At 60.5% G+C, this 25,615-nt stretch carries 21 protein-coding genes and 1 pseudogene; 5 read left to right on the top strand and 17 right to left on the bottom strand.

All coding sequences use genetic code 11. From position 1 onward, the window contains the following. Positions 1-3 precede the first annotated feature (3 nt). The gene (locus TU73_RS03185; protein ID WP_046068102.1) at positions 4-777 is read left to right on the top strand and encodes an enoyl-CoA hydratase; all 774 of its coding nucleotides are present in this window, start codon (positions 4-6) and stop codon (positions 775-777) included. Positions 778-1,346: 569 nt separating this feature from the next. Here TU73_RS03185 and TU73_RS03180 read toward each other — a convergent pair. From TU73_RS03180 to arnC, 15 genes are all read right to left on the bottom strand, one after another. Beyond that, the gene (locus TU73_RS03180; RefSeq protein WP_057010943.1) at positions 1,347-2,498 is read right to left on the bottom strand and encodes an acyl-CoA dehydrogenase family protein; all 1,152 of its coding nucleotides are present in this window, start codon (positions 2,496-2,498) and stop codon (positions 1,347-1,349) included. Positions 2,499-2,501: 3 nt separating this feature from the next. Further along, positions 2,502-3,605, bottom strand: coding sequence for an enoyl-CoA hydratase/isomerase family protein (locus TU73_RS03175; RefSeq protein WP_057010942.1), 1,104 nt, complete (start codon positions 3,603-3,605; stop codon positions 2,502-2,504). Positions 3,606-3,722: 117 nt separating this feature from the next. Continuing rightward, positions 3,723-4,586 carry an alpha/beta hydrolase gene (locus TU73_RS03170; protein ID WP_082642546.1) on the bottom strand — a complete coding sequence of 288 codons (864 nt, stop codon included), beginning with the start codon at positions 4,584-4,586 and terminating at the stop codon, positions 3,723-3,725. Next, positions 4,586-6,199, bottom strand: coding sequence for a cytochrome P450 (locus TU73_RS03165; protein WP_057010940.1), 1,614 nt, complete (start codon positions 6,197-6,199; stop codon positions 4,586-4,588). Before TU73_RS03165 ends, TU73_RS03170 begins: the two co-directional genes overlap by 1 nt. Before the next feature lies 1 nt (position 6,200). Then, complete coding sequence (locus tag TU73_RS03160; protein WP_231984798.1) at positions 6,201-7,820, bottom strand: acyl-CoA dehydrogenase family protein; 1,620 nt, start codon at positions 7,818-7,820, stop codon at positions 6,201-6,203. A 274-nt stretch (positions 7,821-8,094) separates the two neighbouring features. Beyond that, on the bottom strand, positions 8,095-8,802 hold the full coding sequence (locus TU73_RS03155) for an HPP family protein (RefSeq protein WP_057010939.1): 708 nt from the start codon (positions 8,800-8,802) through the stop codon (positions 8,095-8,097). A 165-nt stretch (positions 8,803-8,967) separates the two neighbouring features. Then, the gene (locus TU73_RS27985) at positions 8,968-9,156 is read right to left on the bottom strand and encodes a type VI secretion system contractile sheath small subunit (RefSeq protein WP_269458254.1); all 189 of its coding nucleotides are present in this window, start codon (positions 9,154-9,156) and stop codon (positions 8,968-8,970) included. A gap of 320 nt (positions 9,157-9,476) precedes the next feature. Further along, the gene (locus TU73_RS03150; RefSeq protein WP_057010938.1) at positions 9,477-11,099 is read right to left on the bottom strand and encodes an ArnT family glycosyltransferase; all 1,623 of its coding nucleotides are present in this window, start codon (positions 11,097-11,099) and stop codon (positions 9,477-9,479) included. After that, the gene (locus tag TU73_RS03145) at positions 11,100-12,482 is read right to left on the bottom strand and encodes a UDP-glucose dehydrogenase family protein (protein ID WP_057010937.1); all 1,383 of its coding nucleotides are present in this window, start codon (positions 12,480-12,482) and stop codon (positions 11,100-11,102) included. Further along, positions 12,479-12,892, bottom strand: a complete 414-nt coding sequence (gene arnF, locus TU73_RS03140; RefSeq protein WP_057010936.1) for a 4-amino-4-deoxy-L-arabinose-phosphoundecaprenol flippase subunit ArnF — start codon at positions 12,890-12,892, stop codon at positions 12,479-12,481. The genes TU73_RS03145 and arnF overlap by 4 nt, the downstream gene beginning before the upstream one ends. Next, positions 12,889-13,236, bottom strand: coding sequence for a 4-amino-4-deoxy-L-arabinose-phosphoundecaprenol flippase subunit ArnE (gene arnE, locus TU73_RS03135; protein WP_057010935.1), 348 nt, complete (start codon positions 13,234-13,236; stop codon positions 12,889-12,891). Before arnE ends, arnF begins: the two co-directional genes overlap by 4 nt. Beyond that, on the bottom strand, positions 13,233-14,888 hold the full coding sequence (gene arnT, locus TU73_RS03130; protein ID WP_057010934.1) for a lipid IV(A) 4-amino-4-deoxy-L-arabinosyltransferase: 1,656 nt from the start codon (positions 14,886-14,888) through the stop codon (positions 13,233-13,235). Before arnT ends, arnE begins: the two co-directional genes overlap by 4 nt. Beyond that, complete coding sequence (arnD, locus tag TU73_RS03125; protein ID WP_057010933.1) at positions 14,885-15,769, bottom strand: 4-deoxy-4-formamido-L-arabinose-phosphoundecaprenol deformylase; 885 nt, start codon at positions 15,767-15,769, stop codon at positions 14,885-14,887. The genes arnT and arnD overlap by 4 nt, the downstream gene beginning before the upstream one ends. Further along, positions 15,769-17,772, bottom strand: coding sequence for a bifunctional UDP-4-amino-4-deoxy-L-arabinose formyltransferase/UDP-glucuronic acid oxidase ArnA (gene arnA, locus TU73_RS03120; protein ID WP_057010932.1), 2,004 nt, complete (start codon positions 17,770-17,772; stop codon positions 15,769-15,771). Before arnA ends, arnD begins: the two co-directional genes overlap by 1 nt. Next, entirely contained in the window at positions 17,769-18,806 is a 1,038-nt protein-coding gene (gene arnC / locus TU73_RS03115) for an undecaprenyl-phosphate 4-deoxy-4-formamido-L-arabinose transferase (protein WP_057010931.1), read from the bottom strand. Before arnC ends, arnA begins: the two co-directional genes overlap by 4 nt. Positions 18,807-19,217: 411 nt before the next feature. Between arnC and TU73_RS03110 the strand changes: the two genes are divergently transcribed. Together TU73_RS03110 and TU73_RS03105 are read left to right on the top strand one after the other, a co-directional pair. Continuing rightward, complete coding sequence (locus tag TU73_RS03110; protein WP_057010930.1) at positions 19,218-20,030, top strand: M949_RS01915 family surface polysaccharide biosynthesis protein; 813 nt, start codon at positions 19,218-19,220, stop codon at positions 20,028-20,030. 535 nt (positions 20,031-20,565) lie between these two features. After that, positions 20,566-21,480 (top strand): site-specific integrase, encoded by a 915-nt coding sequence (locus TU73_RS03105; protein WP_057010929.1) that lies wholly within the window; start codon positions 20,566-20,568, stop codon positions 21,478-21,480. Positions 21,481-21,547: 67 nt separating this feature from the next. Here the strand turns inward: TU73_RS03105 and TU73_RS03100 are convergent, their stop codons facing one another. Both TU73_RS03100 and TU73_RS03095 read right to left on the bottom strand, forming a co-directional pair. Next, positions 21,548-22,405, bottom strand: a complete 858-nt coding sequence (locus tag TU73_RS03100; protein ID WP_046068117.1) for an SDR family oxidoreductase — start codon at positions 22,403-22,405, stop codon at positions 21,548-21,550. A 106-nt stretch (positions 22,406-22,511) separates the two neighbouring features. Then, on the bottom strand, positions 22,512-23,723 hold the full coding sequence (locus TU73_RS03095; RefSeq protein WP_057010928.1) for a multidrug effflux MFS transporter: 1,212 nt from the start codon (positions 23,721-23,723) through the stop codon (positions 22,512-22,514). A gap of 158 nt (positions 23,724-23,881) precedes the next feature. Between TU73_RS03095 and TU73_RS29585 the strand changes: the two are divergent. Together TU73_RS29585 and TU73_RS29580 are read left to right on the top strand one after the other, a co-directional pair. Continuing rightward, positions 23,882-24,637, top strand: a pseudogene (locus TU73_RS29585) (MCP four helix bundle domain-containing protein); the annotation flags it as partial. Continuing rightward, complete coding sequence (locus TU73_RS29580) at positions 24,632-25,495, top strand: methyl-accepting chemotaxis protein (RefSeq protein WP_414860420.1); 864 nt, start codon at positions 24,632-24,634, stop codon at positions 25,493-25,495. The pseudogene TU73_RS29585 and the gene TU73_RS29580, both read left to right, overlap by 6 nt. Positions 25,496-25,615 lie beyond the last annotated feature (120 nt).

Genomic DNA, 25,615 nt, shown 5'->3' with positions numbered 1-25,615 from the left:
TACATGAGTTACGAAACCATCTTGCTTGACGTCCAGGGCCGCGTCGGGCTGATCACCCTCAACCGTCCCCAGGCGTTGAACGCCTTGAATGCACAACTGGTCAGCGAGCTGAACCAGGCGCTGGACGGTCTGGAAGCCAACCCCGAGATCGGCTGCATCGTGCTGACCGGCTCGAAGAAAGCCTTCGCTGCCGGTGCCGACATCAAGGAAATGGCCGAGCTGACCTACCCGCAGATCTACCTGGACGACCTGTTCAGCGACAGCGACCGCGTGGCTAACCGCCGCAAGCCAATCATCGCGGCGGTAAACGGCTTTGCCTTGGGCGGCGGCTGTGAACTGGCGCTGATGTGCGACTTTATCCTGGCCGGCGACAGCGCCAAGTTCGGCCAGCCGGAAATCAACCTTGGCGTGCTGCCAGGCATGGGCGGTACCCAGCGCCTGACCCGCGCAGTGGGCAAGGCCAAGGCCATGGAAATGTGCCTGACCGGTCGCTTTATCGACGCGGTGGAAGCCGAGCGCTGCGGCATTGTGGCGCGTATCGTGCCGGCCGATGAGTTGCTGGAAGAGGCGCTGAAAGTCGCTACCCTGATCGCCGGCAAATCCGTGCCGATCAGCATGATGGTCAAGGAAAGCGTGAACCGCGCCTTTGAAGTCAGCCTGTCCGAAGGCGTGCGCTTTGAACGCCGGGTGTTCCATGCGGCGTTCGCGACCCAGGATCAGAAAGAAGGCATGGCGGCATTCGTGGCCAAGCGTGCGCCGCAGTTCAAGGACAAGTAACGCCGTTTCTACCACGATAGAGATGCAAATGTGGGAGGGGGCTTGCCCCCGATGCGCATAGGTATCTACACAACTCTGTAGCGCTCAACGGTAACCACTGGCGGATTACGGGCACACCGAGCCTAGGCGAGGTGCCGAGTGGTGGGGCAAGAGCCCTTTGGTTACTTTGGGGCTCTTTTCCAAAGTGACCCGCTGTCAGAGCGGAACCCTAAGTGGCCGTTACCGCAGGAATGGATATGTACCCGGTATAGCTGTGTCGCCTGTCAGGCCGCCTTCGCGAGCAAGCCCGCTCCCACAGTTTGATTGCGGGGTGTCAGGTAGATTGGCATCGGCTGGCAGGCCGTCATCGCAGGCAAGCCAGCTCCCACATTTGGATCGCGGTGCGTCAGCTAGATCAGCGTCGGCTGGCAGGCCGTCACGGGAGCAAGGTCCCTCGCCACAGATTTAGCCTCGTGCCGAAGTTGTGTAGATACCTATGCCCCGATGGGGGTAGGTCAGTCATAGATGCATTTACTGACTCTCCCTCATCGGGAGCAAGCCCCCTCCCACAGTTTTTTGTGTTGTGTCAGTCAGAGCTGATAGTGCTTCAGTTCCCTGGCTATCACCATCCGCTGGATTTCGCTGGTCCCTTCATAGATCTGTGTGATCCGCGCATCCCGGTAGTAGCGCTCCACCGGGTAATCTTCCAGGTACCCATACCCACCATGGATCTGCATCGCCTTGGAGCACACGCGCTCGGCCATTTCGGAGGCAAACAGCTTGGCCTGTGAGGCTTCCGATAAGCACGGCTTGCCGGCAGTGCGCAGGCGCGCAGCGTGGAGGATCAGCAGGCGCGCCGCATTCAGCTGGGTTTGCATGTCGGCCAGCAGGTTGGCCACGCTCTGGTGTTCGATGATTGCCTTGTCGAATTGCACCCGATCACGGGCATAGGCCAGCGCCGCTTCAAAGGCGGCGCGGGCGATGCCCAGGGCCTGGGCGGCAATACCGATGCGTCCGCCTTCCAGGTTAGACAGGGCGATAGCCAGGCCCTTGCCGCGCTCACCCAGCAGGTTGGCCTCCGGAACGCTGCATTGGTTAAGGGTGACGGCGCAGGTGTCCGAGGCGCGAATGCCCATCTTGTGTTCGGTGCGATCGACCACAAAGCCCTGGGTATCAGTGGGCACCAGGAACGCTGAAATACCCTTCTTGCCCAGTTCCGGATCGGTTACCGCAAACACGATGGCCAGCTTGGCGCGCTTGCCGTTGCTGACAAATTGCTTGGCGCCGTTGATCACCCACTGACCGTCTTTCAACTCAGCGCGGGTACGCAGGTTGTGGGCTTCGGAGCCGGCCTGGGGTTCGGTCAGGCAGAAGCAGCCGATGGCCTGGCCACTGGCGAGTTCGCCCAGCCAGGTTTGTTTCTGCGCTTGTGTGCCGTAGTTGAGGATCGGCCCGCAACCCACTGAATTATGGATACTCATCAGGGCGCCGGTGGCGCCGTCACCCGCGGAAATTTCCTCGACCGCGAGGGCATAGGCCACGTAGTCCACATAGGTGCCACCCCATTCTTCCGGGACCACCATGCCGAGCAGGCCCAGCTCGCCCATCTTGGCGACCAACGCGTCGTCGATCCAGCCGGCTTTTTCCCAGGCCTGGGCATAGGGAGCGATTTCGCCGCGGGCAAAGTCCCGCGCCATGTCGCGAATCATGACTTGTTCTTCTGTGTATTCAAGATCTTGCATAGCTTATTTCTCAATCTGCACGAAGTCGTGGAAGAAGCTTTTGACATGAGCGGCGTCCAGCTCATTAACGCTCGGCGGATTCCAGTGCGGGGTTTTGTCCTTGTCGATGATCAGCGCACGAACCCCTTCGATCAGGTCGCCGCGCTCGAACCACTGGCGGTCCAGGTGCAGCTCCAGGTCAAAGCACTGTTCCAGCGTCAGGTGGCGGCCACGGCGGAGCATTTGCAGGGTCACGGCCATGGACAGTGGCGAGCGGGTCTGCATCAGGTGGGAGGTGGTCAATGCCCATTCATGGGTATCGGCGATAGTGACTGCCTGCAACTGCTCGATAATGCTCGGCACATCCGGCAAGGCGAAGAAATGGTCGATGACCGACCGCAAGGTCGCCAGTGGCGCATCGGCCAATTGCTGCGTGGCCAGTTTGGCGAGCGCGCCTTGCAGGTCCTTGAGGGGCGAGTCGTGCCATTGCAGACGATCGAGCTGCTGGTCCAGTTCGGGGAGCGTGGCGCTGTCGATATACCAGTCGGCCAATCCGCAATACAGGGCGTCCGCCGCGCGGATCTGCACCCCGGTGACGCCCAGGTAAGTCCCCAGTTCACCGGGAATACGCGACAGGAAGTAGCTGCCGCCCACGTCCGGGAAGTAACCGATGGCCACCTCCGGCATGGCCAAGCGGCTGCGCTCGGTCACCACTCGCAGGTCCGCGCCTTGTACCAAGCCCATGCCGCCGCCAAGGACGAACCCGTCCATCAGCGCCAGCACGGGTTTAGGGTATTGGTGGATGATCAGGTCGAGTGCATATTCCTCGGCGAAGAAATCCTCGTGCAGGGTGTTGCCACTCTTGAAGCTGTCATACAGCGAGCGGATGTCGCCGCCGGCACAAAAGGCTTTCTCCCCGGCGCCGCGCAATACAACGGCATGGACCTGCGGGTCATCGGCCCAGGCCCGCAACTGAGTGGTCAGCAGACGCACCATGTGCAGGGTGATGGCATTCAACCCGGCGGGGCGATTGAGGGTGAGGTGGCCAATATGGTTGCGCACCTCAGCCAACACATCTTCCTGAAGGCCCTCGCTGCGGTTTGCTTCGGATAAAACCTGAGCAGTCATCTGTAACTCCCTGCTTTTATTGTTCTTTATCTAAATGTTCGCGGACGAACCATCCCGTGATCGTACCAGTGCAAATTTGCCCCGTACAACCCGGAATCATGCAGGTCGTTTTTGCATTTATGCAGGGTTGGGGCCTGGGTGACTGCCGTCGGCAAAATGCATCGCCAGGGCGTGCGCACACTGGAGGATGGCCTTGCGCGCAGCGGGGTGTTCACCAGGGTAGTTGATAAAGCCGTGGTCCATGCCTGGATACTCTGTGTGTCTTACCGGCACGCCGGCTTTTTTCAACCGGCGTGCATAAGCCCGGCCTTCATCACGCAGTAAATCGCAGCCGGCGGTGAGAATCAGCGCTTTGGGCAAGCCCTGTAACGAAGCCCGGTGCGCAGGCGACAACCAGGGGTGGTCCAAAGATTGCCCTTCGCCCACATATTGGCCCAGATACCAGCTGAGCATGTCAGCGGTCAGGCCGGATCTACCCGCGAACGCGGCCCGGGAACGAGTGCGCGCCAGGCAATCGAGAAGCGGATAAAGCAGCACCTGGAAACCAATGGTGGGACCGTGGCGTTCATAGGCGATCTGACAGATAACCGCCGCCAGGCCACCGCCGGAACCTCCACCGGCGACTGCGACCCGGTGGCTGTCCAGCCCCAGAGCCGTGCCTTGGGCGGCCACCCATTCGGTGACGGCGTAGCAATCTTCCACGGCGGCGGGAAAGCGGAACTCCGGTGGCCTGGCGTAATCCACGGCAACGACCGCGCACCTTGCCCATTCGCACATGATCCGACAGAAGCTGTCGTGGGTATCCAGGTCACCAGCGACCCAGCCACCGCCATGAAAATACAGCAGGACCGGGGCAGGCGCGGTTGTCGGCTGCCGGTACAGGCGTATACGCACCGAGCGCGGCGCCGTCTCGACCGAGCAGTCCTGCACGCTCATTACCACAGCATCACGCACCGCGGCGCGGACGTTCTCGACTGTCATCACTGGCCGGTCCATGCCTGGGCCTCAATTTCTATGAGATAGGCAGGCGCGATCAATTGATTGACGCCCAGCAGCATGGTGGTCGGCGGACAATGGCTGAAAAACTCCTGATGAGCCTTGGCGATCTGCGGCCACCAGGCGACATCAGTGGTGTACATGCGTGTGGCGACCACAAGGGTTCTGTCGACTCCCAGCTGCTTGAGCGCGGTTTCGATGATTTCCAGGCAGCGTCTGGTCTGGCGATATACATCACCGGGAGCGTAGGGATTGCCCTGCTCATCGAACGCCACCGTGCCACTGGTGACAATCAGGTTTCCTGCGCGTAGCGCTCGACAGTAGCCGCCTTTCTTTTCCCACGGTGCGGCGGAAAAGCAACGCGTGATGGCCGCGCCAGCCGGTTGCAGCGCGACGTGGATATGACTCAAACCACGAAATTGCAGGCTGTTGGTACGCCATGCTGGCTGTTGCTCGTCAATCAGGCGCAGATCGGGAAAACGTCGCAGCAGGCGAGTCAATGCAATCTTTGCTTCGAGCTTGAAAAGCAGCGTGCCCATGCAAAAATGCGGGCCACGGCCGAACGCCAGGTGGTCGTGTTGCTGGCGATGGATGTCGAAGCGATCGGGATCGTTGAAATACCGGGGGTCACGATTGGCCGCGGCGCGGACCAGGTATACGAGGTCACCCTTGTGCAGGGTCTGGCCATGCAGCGTGACGTCTTCGGTGACGACGCGATGACTCAACTGCCCGGCGGGGCAGATGCGCAGTGCTTCCTCGATGGCATTGGGGATCAACCCCGGGTTGGCCTTGAGTTCGGCCAAGGCCGGCGGGTGGGTGAGCAAATAGAACAGGATAATGCCCAACTGATCGGCGCTGGTCGTCGTGGCCGCTACCAATATAAAGGCCAACTGAGCCAGGAAGTCGTCCTTGGTCATCCTGGCCTGTTCGCCGGCGGCAATCACTTGACTGACCAGATCAGCGCCAGGTGATTGGCGACGTTCATCGACGAGACGCGAGAAGTACTCGTACATCTCTTCCATCGCCTGCAAGGCCTCTCGCGGCCCGAATGCCGGATCGGTGCTACCCACCATGAACACGATGATCGCATCCGTCCAACGCCTGACCTTCAGTGCTTCCTGCGCAGGTATGCCGAACATGTGCGCCAGGATCAATGCGGGAATCTTGTTGAACAGTTCTGTCATCAGCTCTGGCTGGGGGCTTAATTGCGCCAGCAAGTCATCGACGATCTGCTCGATATCATCTGCCAGTGCGTCAATTGCACGCGGGGTAAAGGCCTTGCCCAGCACCTTGCGCCCGGCTTCATGGGCCTTGCCGTCCTGGGCGTACATCCAGCGCGAAGCCTTCTCGATGAAAGGTTCCAGTGCCGCTCGCTGGTGCGCGGGCACCTGGGCATTTACCAGTTCGCGCATGCGATTGGAGGAGTAACGTCGGGCATCGGCCTGGGCGGCTGATACGTCGTCAAACCGGGTCAGCAACCAGGCCTTATAGTGTTGCGACCAATACAGTGGATGGTGATGACGCAAGTAGGCAAAGGCTGCGTAGGGCTCACCTATGGTTTCAGGGTCGGAAAAGTCCGGTAGCGACTGAAGGTCCATGTCATTGCTCCTGATAGAGTGCGCGAGTGAACTGCTGGACATAATCAGGTGAATCGATCAGTGCGCTGACCAGCACCTGGGGCGGTTTGAGCTGCGTAGCCAACGCTTCGATCTGCGTTGAGCTGACCTGCACGCCAACCCGTTGGGGTTTGCGCACCCCCCATGGATACAGTTGATCAGCGAACTCACCAACCAGGTCCTCGATGGTCGCAGGTGACAGCAGCCCGAGCGCTTCGACCTCCTGGATCACCAGATCCAGTGCCTTGGCATAGGCCAGCCCCAGAGCCTGTGCATGGGTGAACCCGGCGGCCTTGCGACATTGCTTGAGGATCTGCGCTTCGACGCTCTGGGCGATGTTGGCGGGCGGGCTGTCGACGAACCGTGGCCGCGCCAGGGCGTTCTTGATCACTTGATAAGCCATGACCGAGCTGTCACCGGCAAAGGTATTGGCAACCTCACAATCCATGCGCTGAGTGACGATCTGGTTGTAATGATGGAATCCCTGGGATCCACACAGCTCTCTAGACAGGGCGATCACCTCGAGCCCTTGCCATGCACCCACTGCCTTGCACAAGGCGGCCAGCACATGGAGCTCCTTGCGCTTGGCCTCCTGTGCCCAGTCGGCTTCGAAGCGCTTGCGCACTGCCTGCTCCAGGTATTTGAGCGCGAGCGCCTTGAGCTGTATGGCGTAAAGGCGTTGACGAAACATCGGCTGGCTCAGCAACGGCACTTGGCCCGTGGGCGCCTGGATAAGGCGGTGATGGGCGAAACGATAGCTCAGGTGAGCGGTCAGGCCGGCACTGTGGCGAATGCCTGCCATGAAGATTACCCGTTCTTGCAGGAACGTCTTCAGCGCCTCGATAAAACGCAGGGGTAACGGTAGGTCGCTGACGAACGTGCCCTCGTCAGTGAAGTGCGCATGGCGTTGCAGTAGGGCCTCAACGGGCAACTTCACCTGGCAGAAACGTATTGCCGCCACTTGGTTGGCGTGGATTCCACCCTTGGGATCACACGTCATTATTTTCACGCCATTGAGCAGCCGACCATTTTCGCGCTTGCGTATAACCACGCGGAACCAATGGTGGCCTTGATCCTCTCCGTCGACGATCAGGCGGGCAAGTACCATCAGCACCTGGGCGGCACGCAAGGCGTTGCCTATCCAGCATTTGCAGGCCTCGGGCGAAGGGGAGTCGAGCACCAGGCTATGGTTTTGCCGGTTGTACGTCGCCGTCGTTCGCACATTGCGCACGTCGGTTCCCCCTGCGACTTCCGTGCAGCCGAAGGCGTAGACCTTGCGCAGGTGGATCACTTCGTCTCGATAGCGATTTACCTGTGCGGCAGAGCCATGGTTGAACAATGTGTCGACGGCAATCATGTGATCGACTATCGAGGAGTGGAGTGCGTAATCGAAGGCGCCCACGTACCCCATCAACTCACACAGCGAAGAAAACTCCGATTGCCGTGGTTGGCCCATCCACAGTTCGTTATTGATCAGGCCGGTATCGAAGATCGCATGCATGCGCTTGATGGTCAGGTCCATGTAGCTTTTCAGGGGCATGTGATGGCGTTGGCGCGGCTCGAACAGAGGCGAACCGAGTAATTGTTCGAATAGGTCGTTCAAGGCAAAGCTCTCCTGTTTCGAATGAGCATTTCGAAACACCCGAGCAGGAGGGCCGGCAGGAAAACTACGAGGAGGGCATCAGATACCCAAGCGATGGGGGCAACTGCTGCTACTGATCCAAAGCCAGACATTCCTTGTCTTCGCTACTGGTACAGCAAGGCCCCAGACATCTTTTGAACTGCAGACAACTTCAAGTGCTATGTTGACTCTAGTCGTCATGCGCCTGGTCGCAAGCGGCGCATTGCACCATTTGTCGCGGGGTGCGGATAAGGCCTCAGCCCACACGACTTGCCAGCACCTCGCCGATACTGCGTCGCCGCGCATGGACTTCGGCGGCATGTATCAACTGTTCCAGCTCCGAGGGCTCGACATCGAAGAATTGCTCCATCTCGGCCAGCGCCAGCTTGAGATCGGCAGCGGTGATAGCGGGATCGGTCACGGGGGGGCTGTCGATGAAAACCGGCGCAGGTTCGACAGGGCCTTTGGGGTAACGCGTGCGCGTGGCGTTGTTGTAGGCCAGGGCACAGGCCAGCAGGGCGCCGGCGCCGAGCATCACCGGCGCCAGCTCGTGCCAGCCCAGTGCGATGGAGGCCGGGTCGGCCAATACCAGGGTCATGGCCAGGCCACCGGCCGGTGGGTGCAGGCAGCGCAGCCAGCAGATCAGGATCACCGTCATGCCGGCCGCCAGGCAAGCACTGCCCAAGGTACGCCCCAGCACCCGTGCTACCAGCAACGCCACGATGCCGGCGCAGAGATAACTGCCCATGATCGACCACGGCTGGGCCAGGGCCCCGGATGAGACGGCAAACAGCAGCACCGCCGAGGCGCCAAGCGGACCGAGCAGGTGCAGGGCAACCTCCATGCCGAACACTTGGGCACAGGCCCAGACACTGAACATTGTGCCCAGCGCCATGCCGATTGCGGCACGGCTCCATTCGGAGGGGCGGGTATTGATTGCAGCGGGTAACCAGCGAGCGAGCATTGAAAGACGGTCCGTAAACAGCGGGCGAAAAAAAAGGCCTGCCTGGTTTCCCGGAACAGCCCTTTGAAAGTTCCAACGTTTGGGGGAGGAACCTTTGCAGTGTGCCGCTGATGAGGCTTCGGCACTACTGCATATTAATGAGGTTTAAATGCAAAAATGATGCAGTCAAACGCTTTCGCCATAGGTAATCGGCCCGGCCGGTGTTGGCGTGGCCGTGCAGATCTTACCCAGCACACGGATGCTTGCCTCTTCATTGAACAGGCGTGCCTGCAGGTCTTCCCGCAGCTTGGGGTCGTCTGCCAACGGCCCCTTGAGTGCCACCAATGCGTCGCGCAACTCCATCAAACGATCCAGTCTGGGTAAAGGTACGGTGAACAGATCCTCTCGCACGGCATTGTCCTCTCAATGAAGTAAGCCATCGCGTGGGCAGCCTACAGCGTCCTTGTTGTAATGGAGTGCCTTGGCCCGATTGTCAGCAGATGAGCCCCTGATAATCGGGTAGTAGATATTTAGTGCACGTGGCAGCGAGTCTACAGTCGGGTTCCAAGCGCAGGAAGGGAAAGTGCACCAGCCATTACGCAAAGGGATGTAGGTGTTTTCTTGGTGCCTGTAATGAAAGACGCCCACTGACTGAAGAGTGGGCGTTCTTTCTTACGATGCTATGGGAAAAGCACTCAAGGCGCCGAAGTGGTAGCCAAATGCAGCAGTACATAAGGGGTCTTGTCGAACTCGCCGGTGAGCGTCGGCGTGATTGCACGCAGGCGTGGATCGTCCAGCGTTTCGAAGTCTGCCTGGCTCATGACGACCCAGGCCGGTGCCAGGATCGGTTTCAAATCCACAGGCAATTGGGTAAACAGCGGCACCTTGTCACAATCGTAATTGACCATGAACTTGATGGCTTTCGCGTCTTTGCCCAAGGCGTGCAGCACCAGCGGGGCCGGCTGTTGCAGGACCCTGGCCTTGACGGCAAGGCTGAACGTGCGGGTGTCGTACAGCCGGCGTTCCAAGGGCTCAACCACCATGATGTAGGTGGTCCAGAGCGCCAGCACGGCGGCCAAGGCGGGTCCGTAGTGGCGTAGTCGCGCCTTGAGCAGTGCCAGCAACGCCAGGACCTGGAGCAGCCCGAGCACGACGAAGATCAGCTCGAGGCTGGCCAGCGGCTCTGGATAACGCCGCCGCGCCACCACCAGGCCAATCGCCAATAGCGTTGGCAGCAGCGTCCACAGACCCAGCGTCAGCCCACGTAGCCAGGCAAAGAGACGGCCTTGGGAGACCTGGAAAGGGTACGCGGCGATGATGGCTGCAAACGGCAGCATCGGCAGGATATAGCGCGCCTTCTTGGCCTGGGGTACCGACAGGCCCAGCATCACCAGCAAAGCCGCGGCCGCGCAATAGCACACCAGCTTCAAAGCCGGGTCCGGCCCGCGCCGGCCGCCAATCACCACGGCCAGCAGCGCCAGCAATGCCAGCGGATAGGCCATGGCGTAGTTGCCCATGGAACTGGTGAAGTAATACAGCACGCCGCCGGAGCCTTCGCTGCCGTCCATGCGCCCAAGGAACTGCATGCGAATCACATCATGCATGAAGTCTTCGCCGCCACTGAGCTTGGCCAGCAGCAACAGCAGCCCGACACACGCCGCCAGCAGCGCCAGTGACAGCAGGCCGAAGCTGAACAGCTGGCGCCATTGGCGGTTGATCAGGTAATAGCTGCACAGCACGCCGGTGGGGATCACCAGGCCAATCGGCCCACGGATGGCAAACCCCAGCAACAGCAGCAGAAACACCCAGTGCAGGCGCTTGGCGGCAGCGAAGTGATCATGGGCATACCCCAGGTAAAACACGGCCAAGGCCACGGCAGCGAGCATCTGGTCCAAGGAGACCGAACGGGTTTCGCTGACAAAGGTGCTGCTGAGCAGCAACATCGCAATGCTCAGCAGGCCCCAGCGCGGTGAGTAGGGCGCGGTCAGGCGATAGACCAGCACCACGATCAGCGCCGATGCGACCGCGGTGGGCAGCCACGCCGTCAGGCTGGTGACCTGGCCGAAAGGCAACGACAACAGCCAGGTCAGCAGGGTCGACGTCGCCAGGTAGTCGGCATAGGGCTGACCGTAGGTGGTGGGGAAAAAGCTTGGGCCATGGCGCAGCATTTCCTGGGCAAAGACCACGAAGCGCGAATCGAAGCCGATGATTGCCTGGTGCCAGTTACCGGCAATGAACAGCACCAGCGCCAGGAGCCCAAGCCCCAGCGACTGGCGGCGGATCGTGGCACTTTGCAGGGACGGGAAAGCCTTGTTCACCTAGCCGACATCCCTGACCTGTTCCACCCAGTTTTGCTGGGGGATCGGCAACTCGCAGGAATCGCCACGGCCAATGGGGAAATACTTGAAGCCTTTGCGTGTCAGGCGCTCACCGTCGTACAGGTTGCGGCCATCGAAGATCACCGGGGTTTTCAGGCGCTGGTGGATCAGGTCGAAGTCCGGCGCCTTGAATTGCTGCCATTCGGTACACACGATCAGTGCGTCGGCGCCGCCCAGGGTGGACTCGGGAGTGCCCATCAGCATCAGCCGCGGGTCATCGCCGTAGATGCGCTGGGTTTCCTGCATGGCTTCCGGGTCGAAGGCGCGCACATTCGCGCCGGCAGCCCAGAGGGCTTCCATCAGCACTCGGCTGGGGGCGTCGCGCATGTCATCGGTATTGGGTTTGAAGGCCAGGCCCCACAAGGCGAACGTCTTGCCTTTGAGGTTGCCCTTGAAGAACGCGTTGATACGCTCGAAAAGCTTGCTCTTCTGCCGCTGGTTGATGGCTTCCACGGCTTCGAGCAGGTCGCTGGAGCAGTTGGCTTGCTTGGCGCTGTGGATCAAGGCACGCATGTCCTTGGGAAAACATGAGCCGCCATAGCCGCAGCCCGGGTAGATGAAGTGGTAGCCGATCCGCGAGTCGGCACCGATGCCCAGGCGCACGGCTTCAATATCGGCGCCCAGGTGTTCGGCCAGCTCGGCGATCTGGTTGATGAAGCTGATCTTGGTGGCCAGCATGCAGTTGGCGGCGTACTTGGTCAGCTCGGCGCTGCGCAGGTCCATAAAGATAATGCGGTCGTGGTTGCGGTTGAATGGGGCATACAGGTCGCGCATCACCTCACGCACTTGCTCACGTTCGCAGCCGATGATAATGCGGTCCGGACGGCGGCAGTCGGCAACGGCCGAGCCCTCCTTGAGGAATTCCGGATTGGAGACGATATCGAAGTCCAGGTGACGGCCTGCAATATGCAGGTTCTTTTCGATATGGGCGCGCAGGGTGTCGCCTGTACCGACGGGCACGGTGGACTTCTCCACCAGGATCACCGGCTCCACGCGGTGGCGGGACACGGCGTCACCCACCGACAGCACGTATTTGAGGTCGGCCGAACCGTCCTCGTCGGACGGCGTGCCCACGGCGATGAACAGCACTTCACCGTGCTCGACGGCGAGTTTTTCGTCGTAGGTAAAGTGCAGGCGTCCACTTTCCAGGTTGTCCTTGACCATCGCGGCCAGGCCCGGTTCGAAGATGGTCACGTGGCCTTTCTGCAGGGCCTCGACCTTGCTCTTGTCAACGTCCATGCAAATGACATCGTGACCGACTTCGGCCAGTACAGTGGCCTGTACCAAACCTACGTAACCACTACCAAATACACTGATTTTCATGGGGTATTCCTGGGACTTGAGGTGCTAGCACGACGAGAGTTGATAACCAGTACACCGAGGATGACCAAGGCCACCCCCAGGGTTTTTGAAAGCGAGAAACCTTCGTTGAACACCGGCAGGCTGGCGGCCAGCAGGTAAACCAGCGCGTAGCTGATGCTGAGCAACGAATAGGCGCGGCCAAGGGGCAGGTCCTTCAGCGCGCCGAGCCAGCAGAGCATCGACAGCGCATAGGCGCTGATCGCCAGGATCACCACGCCCAAGGCGCTGAGGTCGATGCTGTTGCCGGTGAAGGCTGCCAGCCATTCGGCGGGCAAGGGCAGGCGCGTCATGCTCCAGCGCATGCCCAACTGGGCGCCGCTCACCAGGCCGACACTGCCCAGGGCCAGGGCGAAACCCCGTACGCGGCTCATACCTGGCGCCCCAGCAAGGCAACACCGACAATCACCAGCGCCACGCCCAGCCAGTGACGGCCATCGATGGGCTCGTGAAACACAAAGCGCGCCACCAGCGTGACCAGCACGAAATTCAAGCTGAGCATGGGGTAGGCAATGCCCACTTCCAGGCGCTGCAACACCAGCAGCCACACCAGCAGGCCCAGGCCCAGGCACACCAGTGCCGACCATAACCATGGCGAGCGCAGTTTCAACGCCCAACCGTGCGGCACGTCACGCCAGCTTTCTACGGCGAACTTTTGCGCGACCTGGCCCATGCAGGTGAGCAGGCAGGCTGTGAGCAACAGCAGCAGGGTGATCATGGCGCGACCTGGGGGAAAATCAGGATCACGATCTTGCCCTGCGCATAGCGCTTGCCATCGGCAGGCAGTAGCGCGAGTTCTTCCTTTTCGCCGGCGCTATTGACCCGCATCACCACGCCGACAGCGCCGGCACGCCGGGTTTGCGCCATCCATGCCTGAATCGCGTTGCGGTCCACCAGGCGCGGGGCCGTATCCGCATAAGTCAGGCCGTACTTGACCTCTCCCGAGGTGTTGTACAGCGTGATATCGGGGCGTTTCAGGCGCCATGACAGCGCTGAGGCCGCGCCAAGGTCATTGCTCAACAGGGCGACGGTGGGCTGCAACTCTTCGAGGTGATCAATGATGAACTGGTCCGGGGTCTTGTTATAAACCACCGAATGGGGCAGCGCCGCGGGCACCAGGACCACCAGCAACCCACTGCCGATCAGGGGCGCGGCCCACAATGCCAAGGGGCGCGCCGCTTGCAGCAGATTGACGACGATCCAGCCGAACAAGAAGGTGAACACCAGCACCAGGCTGAGGGTTTCCTCGCCGGGTTCGTACACCGGTTTCTTCAACTGGAACCAGCTGAGGGCCAGCAAGACCAGCACTCCGATCACCAGGTTCAACCAGCCATTGATGCGCAGGGCGCGGCCGTGGCGCTGAGTCAGTTTGTCGCTCAGGGTCGAGCCCATCAGCAGGGCCAGGGGCAACATGCACGGCATGATGTAGGAGGGCAGCTTACCCTTGGCCAGGCTGAAAAACGCCAGGGGCATCAGCAGCCAGAGCAGCAGGAACGCCGTCTTTGGCACGCGCTTTTGCAGCCACGCCTCTTTGGCTGCAGATGGCAGCAGCGCGACCCATGGCAGCGCGAACGCTACCAGCAGCGGCAGGTAATACCAGAACGGTTCGGCATGCTGGGCGTCTTCACCGGCAAAGCGTTGGATATGCTCGTGCCAGAAGAAGAAATGCCAGTAGTCCGGCTCTTGCAGGTGTACGGCCAACGCCCACGGCACGCTGACCACAATCGCCACCAGCACGGCCACAACGCCGAACTTGAACAATTCACCCAAGCGTTTTTGCCAGAGGGCGTAGGGCAGGGCGACCAATACCGGCAGCAACCAGGCCAGGAAGCCCTTGGTCATGAAACCCATGCCGCACGCGAAACCCAGCAGGGCCCAGGACCACAGTCGACCTCGCTGCGTGCTGCTGTCGAAGCAGAACCACAACGCCACGCCGGTCAGGTTGACCCAGAAGGTGAACTGCGGGTCCAGGTTGGCATAGCCGCCGAGCGCCGCGACACTGACGAAACTCATGTACAGAACGGTGCTGACCAGGCTTTTTTGCGGGTCGTTCCACAGCCGGCGAGAGACCAGGTAGGCCAGCAGGATGCTCAAGCCGGTGCTCAAGGCCGAGGCAAACCGTACGCCGAACAGGTTTTGCCCGAAGAGCGCCTGGCCCAGCGCGATCATCCAGTAGCCTGCGGCGGGTTTTTCGAAGTAGCGGATGCCCATGAAGTGCGGTGACGCCCATTTGCCGGTCAGCAGCATTTCCTGGCTGATCTGCGCATAACGGGTTTCATCCGGAATCCACAGGCCATGGGTGGCCAGCGGCAGCAGATAGACCACAGCAAACGTCAGCAGGAGCAGGGGCAAAGCCCAGCGGCGGATCATGCTTGCTGCACTCCGAGCCAACCCTCGCGGCCGCTCAATGCGCCGCGCACCAGCTGTTGCTGGGGCAGGGTGGCTACATCCGCAGGCAACAACTCACCCAGGGGTTTGAACTCGATGCCACGCTGCCCTGCCTGGGCGAGCAATTGGCGAAAATCATTGGCCATCAGAATCCCTTCTACCTCTGCGTGAATCGTGTAGACGTTGAGCTTCGACGCGCTGAACCGGTCAAGAATGAAGCTATTAAAGTCTTTGGCAGCCACTACCGGCCCGACGATCTCGTCGAAGGTCGGCAGGTCTACCGGAATTTGTGGGGTGCCCGCACTGCCATCGGCCAAGGTCGGTCGAAACAGGCTGGTGCCCCGGCAATCGCTGTTGTAGCGAAAGTTGAAGCCTTGCTTGGCTTGCACCACACGCTCATCGGCACGCCAACCGGCGGCCGCTGAACAATCCACGCGCTCACCAAGGATGTCGCTCAAGGTCTGTACACCGCGGCGAATCTGCTCGACCAACTGTGCCTCGCTCCAGCGCCCGGTGTTGGCCTGCCAGCCATGGTGGTCCCAGGCGTGCAGGCCGACTTCATGCCCGGCAGCCTTGGCCTGGCGCATCAAATGCCCCAGGTCGCGGCCAATCGGCTTGCCTGGCCACGCGGTGCCGGCCAGCAGGATGTCCCAGCCATACAGGCCGGCGGCGTTGGAACGCAGCATCTTCCACAGGAATTGCGGGCGGATCAGGCGCCACAGGTGGCGCCCCATGTTGTCCGGCCCGACACTGAAGAAGAACGTCGCTTTCACCCCCGCTTCGTCCAGGGACTCGAGCAACCGAGGCACACCTTCACGGGTGCCGCGGTAGGTGTCGACGTCGATGCGAAGACCCGCCTTCATTATTTGGCTTCGTCAATAGACTGGGCGATTTCAAGCATGGCCTCGCGTAAGAAGAAATCCAGGGTGTTGCCGATGGTTTCGCTCATCTGCACGGTCGGCTCCCAGTTCAGCAGGCGCTTGGCGTTTTCGATGCTCGGCTTGCGGTGCGCAACGTCCTGGTAACCAGTGCCGTAGAACACCTTGCTTTCCACGTCGCGGAAACCGGCAAACGGCGGGAAGTTATGGCGCAGGGGGTGGGCTTCGAACTGACGCAGCAGCTCCTCGCCCAACTGGCGGATGCTGGCTTCGTTTTCCGGGTTGCCGATGTTGATGATCTGGCCGTTGCAGGCATCGTTGTCGTTATCGATGATGCGGGCCAGGGCCTCGATGCCGTCGGCAATATCGGTGAAGCAACGTTTTTGCTCACCACCGTCGAACAGGCGGATCGGCGTGCCTTCCACCAGGTTGAGGATCAGCTGGGTGATGGCGCGGGAGCTGCCGATACGCGCCGAGTCCAGGCGGTCCAGGCGCGGACCCATCCAGTTGAAAGGGCGGAACAGGGTGAAGTTCAGGCCCTTGTCGCCGTAGGCCCAGATCACGCGGTCCAGCAGTTGCTTGGAGACGGAGTAGATCCAGCGTTGCTTGTTGACCGGGCCGACCACCAGGTTGGAGGTGTCTTCGTCGAAATACTGGTCTTGGCACATGCCATAGACTTCGGAGGTCGACGGGAAAATCACGCGCTTGTTGTATTTGACGCAGTAGCGCACCAGCTTGAGGTTTTCTTCGAAGTCCAGCTCGAACACACGCAGCGGATTACGGGTGTATTCAATCGGGGTGGCGATGGCCACCAGCGGCAGGACCACGTCGCATTTCTTGATGTGGTACTCGATCCACTCCGAGTGAATGCTGATATCGCCTTCAACGTAGTGGAAGTTGGGGTGGCTGCGCAGGCGCTCGATGGCGTCGGAGCCGATGTCCAGGCCGTAGATCTCATAACGGTCGTCACGCAGCAGGCGCTCGGACAGGTGGTTACCGATAAAACCGTTCACTCCCAGGATCAGCACGCGGGTACGGCGTGGCTTGCGCCCGGACTCAGCGCCGCGCAGTACGGAACCGTCCACCAGGCCCAGCTCATCGGCCAGGGCCGGGCCGGCCAGGTACAGGCCATTTTCATTGCGCTGGCCGAACTGGATCACCAGGGAGTCTTCGCCGCAGGCAATACGCAGCGGGTTGACGCTGATCACGCGACCTGGCGCCAGGCCTTCGTTGCCCTTGGCCACCTCGGCTTGCCAGACGATCAGCTTGTGCTCGCCAACGGCGCAAAAGGCGCCCGGGTACGGCTGGGTCACGGCGCGAACCAGGTTGAACAGGGTTTCGGCCGGTTGTTTCCAGTCCAGCTTGCCATCGGCGGCGGTGCGGCGGCCGAAGTAGGTGGCTTGGCTTTCATCCTGGGCGGTTTCCGTCAGCTTGCCCTGGGCCAGTTGTGGCAGCGCATCGCGCAGCAGAGTAGCGGCGGCATCACGCAGCTTGGCGTGCAGGCTCAGGCCGGTATCGGTGCGGTCGATGCTGACGTTCTGCTGGGCCAGGATGGCGCCGGCATCGGCACGTTTGACCATGCGGTGCAGGGTGACGCCGGTTTCGGTTTCGCCGTTGACCAGCACCCAGTTGGCCGGTGCGCGGCCACGGTATTTGGGCAGCAACGAGCCGTGCAGGTTGAACGCGCCTTTGCGGGCGGTGGCCAACAGCGGTTCGCTGAGCAGGTTGCGGTAGTAGAAGGAGAAGATGTACTCCGGGTTCAGCTTGGCGATGCGCTCGATCCACAGCGGGTGGTTGGCGTCTTCCGGTGCATGTACCGGGATGCCATTGCGGGCGCAGAGCTGGGCGACAGAGCCGTAGAAGTTGTTTTCCTTGGGGTCATCGGCATGGGTGAACACGGCGGCAATGTCGTAACCGGCGCTGAGCAGCGCTTCAATGCCTGCGCAGCCAATATCGTGGTAGGCGAATACAACAGCTTTTGAACTCATGACTGGACCTGATCCGAAGAAGAAGAAGTAGAAGTATGGGAAGACACCAGGCCGTCAACCACGACGACTGGAGCCGGTGCTGCCGGCTGGTTGCGCAGCACTTTTTCAATAAAGAAGCGTGGGCGGGCACGTACATCGCTGTACATGCGGCCCAGGTATTCACCCAACAAGCCCATGCCGATGAATTGGCCACCGGTGAACACGAACAGCACGGCGAACAACACGAACAGGCCGTCACCGGCCCAGTCGGCACCGAAGGCCAGCCGCATGATGATCAGTGCGAAGGCAAACAACACACCCAGCGCCGCCAGGCTGAAACCAACGATGGACAGCAGGCGCAATGGCGTGGTGGTCATGCAGGTCAGCAAGTCGAACATCAGGCTGATCAGGCGCATGGCGCTGTATTTGGATTCGCCGTGTTCCCGCTCGGCATGATGCACGAGGATTTCCGTAGTGTGACGGGCAAAGCCGTTGGCCAGGATCGGGATAAAGGTGCTGCGTTCACGGCAGGCGAGCATGGCGTCGACGATGGTGCGACGGTAAGCGCGCAACATGCAGCCGTAATCGGTCATGGCCACGCCGGTAGAGCGTTGCACAGCGAGGTTGATCAGCCGCGACGGCCAGCGGCGGAAGGCGGAGTCCTGCCGATTGTTGCGCACGGTGGCGACCACGTCATAGCCCAGGGCGGCTTGTTCCACCAGGCGCGGGATTTCTTCCGGAGGGTTCTGCAGGTCAGCGTCGAGGGTAATCACCACGTCGCCGCGGCACTGCTCGAAACCGGCCATGATCGCAGCGTGCTGGCCGTAGTTGCGGTTGAGGATCACCGCCACCACGTGGCTGCCTTCTTCAGCGGCGGCGTCTTCGAGCAGTTGAGCCGAATCGTCGCGACTACCGTCATCCACCAGGATGATTTCGTATTCGTAGGCCAGTTGCTTGCAAGCTGCAGTGGTACGACGCAGCAATTCGGGCAGGCTCTCTTGTTCGTTGTAGACCGGGATAACGATCGACACGCAATGAATAGGGTAGGGTTTCAAAGTTTCATGACCTCGGGCTGGAGCAACTTGACGCGTGAAAACAGCAGCAATTATTGGGCGAAACTACAGCCCGCAGATTACAAGGCGGCGCTAAAGATAAAGCGTAATCAACAGGTTAGTCGACAAACCGCGGATTGCTCTGAAGTTCTGCCTACAAGGTTAAGCGCAAAAATGTGCAACGAATATGAAAGGCGGATGAAAAACTCGTTTATTTGACAGGTAGACAGCTAGGGTTCAGCTAAGTAACTAAGGCATTACAAGTACAGCGGCGTGGGCAGGATGGGAGCGCTCGACAGGGGGTTTGGTTCAATTTTGGCACGATGGCCCGGCCGATCAGGCTTATTCAACAATCTTCTCTGCATTGGTGCTCAAGTGCCGGTAAAGTAAGCCATCTCTTGCCAGGGTACTCGGATGAATAGCGTGCAACTTTTATGCGGCCAGTTGCGGCCCGCGTTGATGGGACTGTTGATGACGGTGGCCTGTGTCACCAGCGTGCGGGCCGATGACGGCGTCGCACTGACCAGCATCGAGCAGGTGCCGGAAGGCGTGGAAGTACGCGGTAAACAAGTCGCCGCCTATACCTGGGATGACCGCCAAGGCAAAAACCTGTTGGTACTCGCCGAACAGGTCAGCGAGCGGGACGACGATGGTACTCAGTCGGCCTTCGTCTACGCGGCGCAGTACCTGCTGGGAGGGGACCGTCCCAAGCGCGTCTGGATGCTGTACGACGACGTGCAACACTGCGAATTCGACGCCGGGCTGCGCTTTGACCGCGCCGCCACTAAGGTCACCGACCTGCTGGGCGACGGCAACACCCAGGCCACGGTCGGTTATTCGCGGACCTGCACCAGCGATGTCAGCCCTAACGAATTCAAGCTGATCATGCACGTCGGCAAGTCCGAGAAATACCGCCTGCGTGGCCTTGACCGTGTGGGTGCCAGTTGGTGGGATGAGGACGCCGGCTCGCTGCAGGGTATGCCATTGCCTGCCGATTGCAGCGTCACCGCCCAGCAGGCGCTGGTCAGCCAGTACAAGGAACAGGGTACCGAACTGCCGTTGCCGGGCTGCTATGGCGACGAGAAAGACTTCGCCAAGGCGCCGGACGGCTACCTTACTTTTATGCGCAAGCATTGGTTCGCGCTGATGCGGCAGCAGGACGCCGACTGGAGTCAGTCCCTGGCCCAGCCACAGGCTTCTGGCGAGGAGGAGGGGGCAGAGCCGTGATGCCCGTATTCATCAATGATAATCGCTGCTCAAAATGTGGGAGGGGGCTTGCCCCCGATGCGGCGGTCAGCCACAGATGCATTCACTGACACGCCCTCATCGGGGCATAGGTATCTACTGGTGGGGCAAGAGCCCTTTGGTTACTTTGGGGCTCTTTTCCAAAGTGACCCGCCGTCAGGGCGGAACCCTAAGTGGCCGTTACTTAAATAACGGATATGTACGCGGTCTGATCCACCATCCCAGTTCGCTGCCAGGCCGCCTTCGCAGGCAAGCCAGCTCCCACATTTGGATCGCGGCACGTTAGGGAGATAGGCGCCGACTGTCAGGCCGTCACGGGAGCAAGCTCCCTCGCCACGGGTTCAGCTTCGTATCGCAGTTGTGTAGAGACCTATGCTCATCGGGGCCATACCCTCCCACATTTGGATGTGTAGATAGCCATGCCGATCATGGGTTAGACTTTGCCTTCGCCAATTCACTAAATACATCGACTAATCAATAGGTTGAGCGATCTATTTAATCCAAAGGCTGATCTACCTTGACTGAGTCTATCCGCAACCCCCTGACCCTCTACCTCACCCGCCTGGCACCTTCCAGCCAACTGACCATGCGCTATGTGCTGCAGGATGCCGCCGATCGCCTGGGCTTCGAGGACATCAACCTCGAAGAGATCGACTGGCACCTGCTGCAACCCGATCATGTGATCGCCCTGGTCGCGGCGTTGCGCGAGGACGGCTATGCGCCGAATACCTCGTCGCTATATGTGAACGCCGTGCGCGGAGTGATGAACGAAGCGTGGCGCATGAGCTTGATCAGCCAGGACCACCTGTTGAAGATGCGCTCGGTCAAGGCCACACCGGGTACGCGCCTGGGCCAGGGGCGCAACCTGCGTCGCACCTTGATCCGCGAGATGCTCGAGGTCTGCGCGGCCGACCCTCGCCCCCAGGGCTTGCGGGACGCTGCAGTCATCGGCTTGCTGTATGGCTCGGGCATGCGCAAGTCAGAGTCGGTCAACCTTGATCTGGCACAGATCAATTTTGACGAACGCAGCCTGCGGGTGATCGGCAAGGGCAACAAGGAACTGATCAAGTACGCGCCGGACTGGGCGTTTGCCAAATTACGGACCTGGCTGGAATTTCGTCGAGGGCAACTCAAGGAAGGCGAACAGGACGACAGCTTCCTATTCAACCGGATTCGCCGGGGCAGCCATATCACCCGCGAACGCATCACCAAACATGCGATTTACTACATCGCCCGCCAGCGCGGCGACCAGGTGGGGGTGAAGATCATGCCCCATGATTTCCGCCGCTCGTTCATCACACGGGTGATTGAAGAGCATGATTTGTCGATTGCTCAGAAGCTCGCGCATCACACCAATATCCAGACCACCGCCAGTTATGACGTGCGTGACGACAACGAGCGCCGGCGGGCGGTGGATCGGTTTGATTTGTAGCCTCAGGATTAATGAAAATTAAATGTGGGTGGGGCTTGCCCCTCCCACAATTGGTCTTTCAGAGGGTTCAGAGAATCGGCTTGCCACCAGTTACCGCATAGCGTGACCCAGAGATATAACTGGCCTCATCCGAAGCCAGCAACACATAGATCGGCGCCACTTCCACCGGCTGCCCTGGACGCCCCAGTGGGGTTTCGCCGCCGAAGTTCTTCACGTCCTCATCGGTCATGGTCGCGACAATCAGCGGCGTCCAGATCGGGCCCGGCGCCACACTGTTGACGCGGATGCCTTTGTCACCCAGCAACTGCGCCAAGCCACCGGTAAAGTTGGCAATCGCGCCCTTGGTGGCGGCGTAGGCCAGCAGTGTCGGCTTGGGCATGTCCGAATTGACCGAGCTGGTATTGATGATCGAACTGCCCGCTTTCATATGGGGCAAGGCAGCTTTGCAGATGCGAAACATCGCGGTGATGTTGATATCGAAGGTCTTGACCCATTCCTCATCCTCGATTTCTTCGAAGGTTTCGTGGGTCATCTGGAAGGCGGCGTTATTGACCAGGATGTCGATACGCCCAAACTGTTCGACGGTCTTGTCCACCAATGCCTGGCAAGTGGCTTTTTGCGCGATATCGCCGGGCAGCAGCAGGCATTGGCGACCGGCTTCTTCAACCCAGCGCGCGGTTTCCTTCGCGTCGTCGTGTTCATCCAGGTAAGCGATGGCCACATCGGCACCTTCACGGGCAAAGGCAATGGCAACGGCGCGGCCAATACCACTGTCGGCACCCGTGATCAGGGCAATCTTGTTGGCCAGGCGGCCGGAGCCCTTGTAGCTCTGTTCGCCACAGTCGGGGTACGGATCCATTTTTTTCTGGGAACCCGGCACGGCTTGGGCTTGGGGGGCGAAAGGCGGGCGTGGATAGTCAGTCATTTTAGTCTCCATAGGTTTCCAAAGGTGCTATGGATTTAGTAATTACGTGGCGGGCGATAGTTGTAATGGATATCCGCAAGGCCCGACGAATGGTTGACCTCAAGCCTCAGGAGGAGGGCGGGACGCTGGAGGCCAGGTGCGCCGGCAAACGGCGCAAGGTCCACAGCGTGGTGAGCATTGCGGCGAGCGCACACAGCGCGATGCCAATCAACATCGGCGCCGGGGTGTGGTCGGCGAATATCCCCACCAGGGTCATCGCGACGGCGGCAGTGACCATCTGGATGGCGCCCAGCAGCGCCGATGCAGAACCTGCCACTGCGCCATGATCTTCCAGCGACAGCACCCCAGCCGCCGGTAGCAGCAGGCCGAGGCAGCCAAACCCGGTAAACAGCAGCCCCATCATCAAGACCAGGCTGTCCCCCCACAGCGTGGTGCCCGCCAGCAGGGCCATGATCGCGGCCACGCCCATTACCGACCAGCGTATCAGTGGCGCCAGGCCGAAACGCGCGCTCAGGCGTGCGGTCAGCTGGCTCATGGCGAAGAATGAGGCCGCGTTAAGGGCAAAGCACAGGCTGAATTGTGTCGGGGTCAGGCCGAAATACTCGATGTACACGAAGGGCGCACTGCCGATAAAGACGAAGAAGGTGGCGAGGCCGAAACCGCAGACCACCGACAACCCCGTGAATACCGGATCGCGCAGCAGCGCCCCGTAGCTGCCAAACGCATTGCCCAGGGTCTTGCCCAGGCGACGCTCGGCTGGATGGGTTTCCGGCAGTTGCACAATGGTCATCACCAGGCACAGCACGGCCACCACCGCCAGCACCGCAAACACTTCGCGCCAGCTCCAGATCGAAATCACCAGGCTACCGGCCAAGGGCGCGAGGATCGGCGAAACACTCATCACCAGCATCAGCAACGCCATCAGCCGCGCAGCTTCATGGCCGGTGTACAGGTCGCGAACAATCGCCCGCGGGATCACCATCCCCGCACAGGCACCGAATGCTTGCACAGCACGAAAGCCGATCAGCACTTCGATATTCGGCGCCAGGGCGCAGCCGATACTGCCGATGGTAAAGATCACCAGGCCCGCATAGATCGGCAACTTGCGCCCGAATACATCGCTGATCGGGCCGTAGAACAGCTGGCACACGCCGATGATCATGAAGAACACCGTCAGGCTCATTTGCACGGCGGCCGGCGAGGCCTGGAGGCTGGCGCCCAGGGTCGGCAGCGCAGGCAAATAGATGTCGATGGCGAACGGGCCAACGGCGGTAATCAAGCCCAACAGCAGGGCGAGGTGGGCAATGCTTCGAGACATTGGTAGATCCGGGGCGCAGCAAAGGACGGTCAGCTTAAGGGATCGGTGCAAATCCGCAAACTTAGGCTTCACTAACCAGAGACTCTGGCCGATAACGGTAGCAGGGACGGGCAAGCGGTTGGGTTCCCAACCGGCAGTCCAGGTACGGGGATACGAGCATGACGATCAAATTGCGCTTGATGTTGTTGATTGCGACCGGGTTGCTCACTGCGTTGGTCATGAGCGTGGCCGGTTACCTGGGAAATAACCGGATGGGGGCAGCGGTACAGGACAATGAAGTCAGCATGACCGTGCTGCGTAACCATATGGAAGCCGACATGATGCACGACGCCCTGCGGGCCGATGTGTTGTCGGCCATGCTGGTGGGCCTGGGTAAAAGCACCAGCACCAGGGATGAAGTCACCAGTTCGCTGAAGGAGCACGCCGAGCACTTTCGCCAGGTGCTTGGAGACAACCTCAAGCTGCCAGTGGTAGAGACGATCAAGGACAGCCTGGAAAAAATCAAACCCAGCCTGGACACCTACATCAGTGCCGGCGAGCGCATCGTTACTTTGGCGCTGGATAACCCCGAGGCCGCACGGGGGCAATTGGATGCCTTCCATACCGCCTTCAGTCAGTTGGAAGATCAGATGGCTGCCTTGAGCGAACTGATCGAAGTCCATACGCAAAAAACCAGTGCCAGCACGCAACATACCATCAGCAACGCTAACCTCACCCTTGGCGTGGTATTGATTGCCAGCCTGCTGTTGCTGTTGGGCCAGGGCCGCTGGGTCATCCTGAGCATCATGGGCCCACTGCAAACCGCCAGCCGCATCGCAGCGAGCATCGCCCGGGGCAATCTGAGCGAGCCGATTGTGGAACCGCGTCGCAAGGATGAAGCCGGTTTGTTGATCAGCAGTCTGGCCATCATGCAGCGAGACCTGCGCGGCATGATCGAGGTGGTGCGCAGCAACGCCCATGGCGTCAATGGCATGAGCGAGCGCTTGAGCCAGGGTTGCCATGAAGTGGCCGACAGCAGCCAGCAACAAAGTAGCGCTGCCAGCACCATGGCGGCGGCCGCGAGTGAGATGACCGCCAGCATCGAGGAAATCACTCGCCACGCCGGGCGCGCCCTGGACATGGCCAACCAGGCTGAAACCCTGGCCAAGGACGGTGGCCGTGTCATTCACCAGGTGGTCAAGGATATGGACGGCATCGCCCGTTCAGCGCAGCAGTCGGCCCAGGTCATCCGCACGCTGGACAAGGAGTCCGAGGCGATTTACAGCATTATCCAGGTGATCAAAGGTATTGCTGACCAGACCAACCTGCTTGCCTTGAACGCCGCGATCGAGGCTGCCCGTGCGGGTGAGCAGGGGCGCGGTTTTGCCGTGGTGGCCGACGAGGTGCGCAGCCTGGCGGGACGCACCAGCGCATCGACCCAGGAAATTGCCAGCATGGTCGGGCGTATCCAGCAAAACACCCGCGAGGCGGTGACCAGCATGGAGGAGGGCGTCTCCCAGGTGGACAAGGGCATGGCCGTGACCGCTGAGGTGGAGCGGGCCATTCGCGACATTCTCCAGGCCACGTTGAATACCACCGAGTTGGTCAACGATATTTCGCGCACCATCAGTGAACAGAGCCTGGCCAGCAACGAAATCGCCCATCAGGTGGAAATGATCGCCGGCATGTCGCAGAACAACAGCCGCGTGATTGGTGAAACCGCCTCGACCACCGATGAACTGGCCGGTTTGGCGAGCAAATTGTCGCAGTCTGTGGATCGATTCAGCCTGTAGCGCAGGCGTTTTTTTGGCCGGCTCCTTGTGGGCCGGTTTTTTTTGCGTGAATTTCCATCCTTCAGCGACGGCTCAAGGCCGCGTACCGGCGCTTGATGTCCGGCCTTTGCCCCTGCCTAT

It is taken from the genome of Pseudomonas libanensis (assembly GCF_001439685.1).
Classification (GTDB): domain Bacteria; phylum Pseudomonadota; class Gammaproteobacteria; order Pseudomonadales; family Pseudomonadaceae; genus Aquipseudomonas; species Aquipseudomonas libanensis.
This window is presented reverse-complemented; position numbering and strand designations above follow the sequence as displayed.

Coding starts and splice junctions, on each gene's coding strand:
- TU73_RS29580 (WP_414860420.1), top strand. CDS start 24,632: ATGCAGCGAGACCTGCGCGGCATGATCGAGGTGGTGCGCAGCAACGCC.
- TU73_RS03110 (WP_057010930.1), top strand. CDS start 19,218: ATGAATAGCGTGCAACTTTTATGCGGCCAGTTGCGGCCCGCGTTGATG.
- TU73_RS03100 (WP_046068117.1), bottom strand. CDS start 22,405: ATGACTGACTATCCACGCCCGCCTTTCGCCCCCCAAGCCCAAGCCGTG.
- TU73_RS03180 (WP_057010943.1), bottom strand. CDS start 2,498: ATGCAAGATCTTGAATACACAGAAGAACAAGTCATGATTCGCGACATG.
- TU73_RS03095 (WP_057010928.1), bottom strand. CDS start 23,723: ATGTCTCGAAGCATTGCCCACCTCGCCCTGCTGTTGGGCTTGATTACC.
- TU73_RS03155 (WP_057010939.1), bottom strand. CDS start 8,802: ATGCTCGCTCGCTGGTTACCCGCTGCAATCAATACCCGCCCCTCCGAA.
- TU73_RS03175 (WP_057010942.1), bottom strand. CDS start 3,605: ATGACTGCTCAGGTTTTATCCGAAGCAAACCGCAGCGAGGGCCTTCAG.
- arnA (WP_057010932.1), bottom strand. CDS start 17,772: ATGAGTTCAAAAGCTGTTGTATTCGCCTACCACGATATTGGCTGCGCA.
- arnD (WP_057010933.1), bottom strand. CDS start 15,769: ATGAAGGCGGGTCTTCGCATCGACGTCGACACCTACCGCGGCACCCGT.
- arnF (WP_057010936.1), bottom strand. CDS start 12,892: ATGAGCCGCGTACGGGGTTTCGCCCTGGCCCTGGGCAGTGTCGGCCTG.
- TU73_RS03145 (WP_057010937.1), bottom strand. CDS start 12,482: ATGAAAATCAGTGTATTTGGTAGTGGTTACGTAGGTTTGGTACAGGCC.
- TU73_RS03170 (WP_082642546.1), bottom strand. CDS start 4,586: ATGACAGTCGAGAACGTCCGCGCCGCGGTGCGTGATGCTGTGGTAATG.
- TU73_RS03185 (WP_046068102.1), top strand. CDS start 4: ATGAGTTACGAAACCATCTTGCTTGACGTCCAGGGCCGCGTCGGGCTG.
- arnT (WP_057010934.1), bottom strand. CDS start 14,888: ATGATCCGCCGCTGGGCTTTGCCCCTGCTCCTGCTGACGTTTGCTGTG.
- TU73_RS03165 (WP_057010940.1), bottom strand. CDS start 6,199: ATGGACCTTCAGTCGCTACCGGACTTTTCCGACCCTGAAACCATAGGT.
- arnE (WP_057010935.1), bottom strand. CDS start 13,236: ATGATCACCCTGCTGCTGTTGCTCACAGCCTGCCTGCTCACCTGCATG.